Source organism: Armatimonas sp. (assembly GCF_043760365.1).
Lineage (GTDB): Bacteria > Armatimonadota > Armatimonadia > Armatimonadales > Armatimonadaceae > Armatimonas.
In genome coordinates this window covers 1-2,437 of sequence record NZ_JAYUPA010000033.1, presented here as the reverse complement: position 1 = coordinate 2,437, position 2,437 = coordinate 1, and the positions used below count along the sequence as shown (strand labels likewise).

The following is a 2,437-nucleotide window of genomic DNA, read 5'->3' as shown; positions in this document are numbered from 1 at the left end:
TTTTACGCTCATTGAACTCCTCGTTGTCATCGCGATTATTGCGATTGTTATGGCAGTTCGTATCGTTTCACCCGTGGAGCACTCTCGGTGATCTCGGGCGTCTCGAAGCAGAATAACGTGCTCTGTAAGTTTATAGTGAGCGGTGGGCAGTTTGACAAGCTCTACTGTTCTCCATCAGCGTCTCAGAACTTTGGAACTGTTGGTTGGGCCTGTGATTAGTCTGCACTTCGCTCTTGCCGACTACTGCGTGCTGGCTCTCTATGCTCTGGCGCTGGTCTTTGTGGGGCTACGCCAGCGAAAAGTCGTTAGTCGTGAGGCAAGCGCGTTTCTGGTAGCGGGGCGGGGACTCACTCTCCCCGCCTTTGTTGCGACTCTCGTGACCACCTGGTACGGCGGGATTCTTGGGGTGGGGGAGCTTGCCTACGGCTCGGGGCTGGGGGCGTGGACGGTCTTTGGCCTGCCTTACTATGTCTTTGCGCTGGTCTATGCCCTCTGGCTTGCGCCGAAAGTGCGCACGGCGGCACGCTTCACGATCCCGGACACGCTAGAGGCGGCGCATGGGAAGCCCGTGGCACTTCTGGGGGCAGTGCTCGTGTTTTTTCTCGTTGCTCCGGCACCCTATGCCCTGATGACGGGGACGCTGCTTCAGGCGATCTTTGGCGGTCCCCTCTGGCTCTGTGTCACTCTGGGCACACTGCTCTCCGTGGTCTTTGTGGTGCGTGGTGGGCTGGAAACCGACGTTCGCACCAATATTGTCCAGTTTCTCTTGATGTTCTTTGGGTTTGGGTTGTTAGTGGCGTTCTGTTTCGCAAAAGTCGGGGGGCTACCCACGCTTGCCGCGCAGCTTCCAGCAACTCACAAGAGTCTCTCGGGCGGCAACGCGCTGCCGTATATTCTAGTCTGGTACTGTATCGCGCTCTGGACACTGGCCGACCCGGGCTTTCACCAGCGCTGTAGCGCCGCAGAGAGCCCCAAAGTGGCCCAGCGTGGCATTCTCGTTTCTATTGTCTGCTGGGCTCTCTTTGATTTTTTGACAGTAAGCGCGGGCTGCTACGCCCGTGTGCTTCTGCCGCACCTAGAGAAACCCATAGATGCCTATCCCGCGCTCGCGGAGGCGCTCTTGCCGCCATTGATCAAGGGGATTTTCTGGGTGGGGATGCTGGCGACTGTGATGAGTACACTGATCTCCTACACGTTTCTGGCCGCTACCACAATAGGCCGTGATCTGGCCTGGCGGGCGTGGAAGGCAGACCAGGTGCTCTGGACACGCGTCGGAGTAGGGATTGCGGCCTTGCTCGCGATTGCTGCCGCGCTCGCGTTGCCGTCGGTGGTGGGCCTCTGGCTCGCCATTGGCAGTGCGTTCGTCCCCGGCCTGCTGGTTCCTTTGCTTACTGCCTACGCCCCGACAAAGTGGCGTGCTCGTCCGGCGTTCACGCTGGCAGGTATGGTGCTGGGCACGGGCTTGCCACTTGTCTGGATGGTAATTGGTCAGAGCAGGGGCGCAATGGACGCGGCGCACTATCCGTTTGGCATCGAGGCGATCTATGTGGGGCTAGGCGCATCGCTGCTCTGCTGGGTACTGGGCTTGAAAAAAGAAAAAGCTGCGGGCAGTTGCCCGCAGCTCCTCGCAACACGCGAGGGGTAGTTATGTCTCATATTGTGTAGAGGGACACAATCCGGTGGAGCGGTCCGGGGGGGCGCAAGGACGAAGCTTCGCAGGCCGCCGCTCCGGGAGATCGTTTCCCGTTACGCTAGAAGGATACCGCCCGGCGCGAGGGGTTCCATCAAGACGAGATTAAATTCCCCAGAGGGTGGGCAAGTTCCTGATACTGGGCAAGAGCTGTGTGTGGGGGTGCACTGCCAGCTCTTCTCGGGTGTGTGAACCCTCGCAAACACCGATTACCCAGCCGCAGTTTGCCGACGTGCCCTCGTGCAGATCCGAGGGTGTATCGCCAATTTTGGCGACGTGGCTTGCCGAGAGAATCCCAAAGCGGCTCATCAGAGCCAGTACCATATCGGGATGGGGGCGGCCACGCGGCACTTCGTCGCTGGTGACTGAGCCATCAAGCAGCAAGAGCCAGCCGAGTCGCTCAATGATCACATCCGCGATATCGCGGGAGAAGCCGGTGTCCAGTGCGACTTTGATGCCCGCCTTGTGTAGCTTGACGAGCACCAGAGACGTCCCCTCGATCTCGCGCACGGACGCATTGGTTTTATAGTACGCGATCATGCGCTCCACAAAGTAGGCGTGGATCTCCCCCACCCGGCTCTCGCTGCCACAGATCAAGAGCTGGCGGATTGCATCGGGCTTGGGCAGACCCATCACGGCATTGACTTGCTCGTGCGTGACAGCGACTCCGGCGCTTGCCAGCGACTCACGTAGGCAACGGTGCACCGGGCTGCCACCGTCGTAGACAGTCGTTCCGGCCATATCAAA

The 2,437-nt window shown here is 59.7% G+C and carries 3 protein-coding genes; 2 read left to right on the top strand and 1 reads right to left on the bottom strand.

All coding sequences use genetic code 11. The annotated features are described in order from the left end of the window. Both ACH2EH_RS00830 and ACH2EH_RS00825 read left to right on the top strand, forming a co-directional pair. Positions 1-91 (top strand): prepilin-type N-terminal cleavage/methylation domain-containing protein (locus ACH2EH_RS00830; RefSeq protein WP_395137861.1); only part of this gene is annotated, 91 nt, incomplete at its 5' end. Between the two features lie 120 nt (positions 92-211). Next, positions 212-1,645, top strand: coding sequence for a sodium:solute symporter (locus ACH2EH_RS00825; RefSeq protein ID WP_395137860.1), 1,434 nt, complete (start codon positions 212-214; stop codon positions 1,643-1,645). 150 nt (positions 1,646-1,795) lie between these two features. Here ACH2EH_RS00825 and ACH2EH_RS00820 read toward each other — a convergent pair. Further along, positions 1,796-2,437: HAD hydrolase-like protein (locus ACH2EH_RS00820; RefSeq protein WP_395137858.1), on the bottom strand; the 642-nt coding region annotated here is incomplete at its 5' end.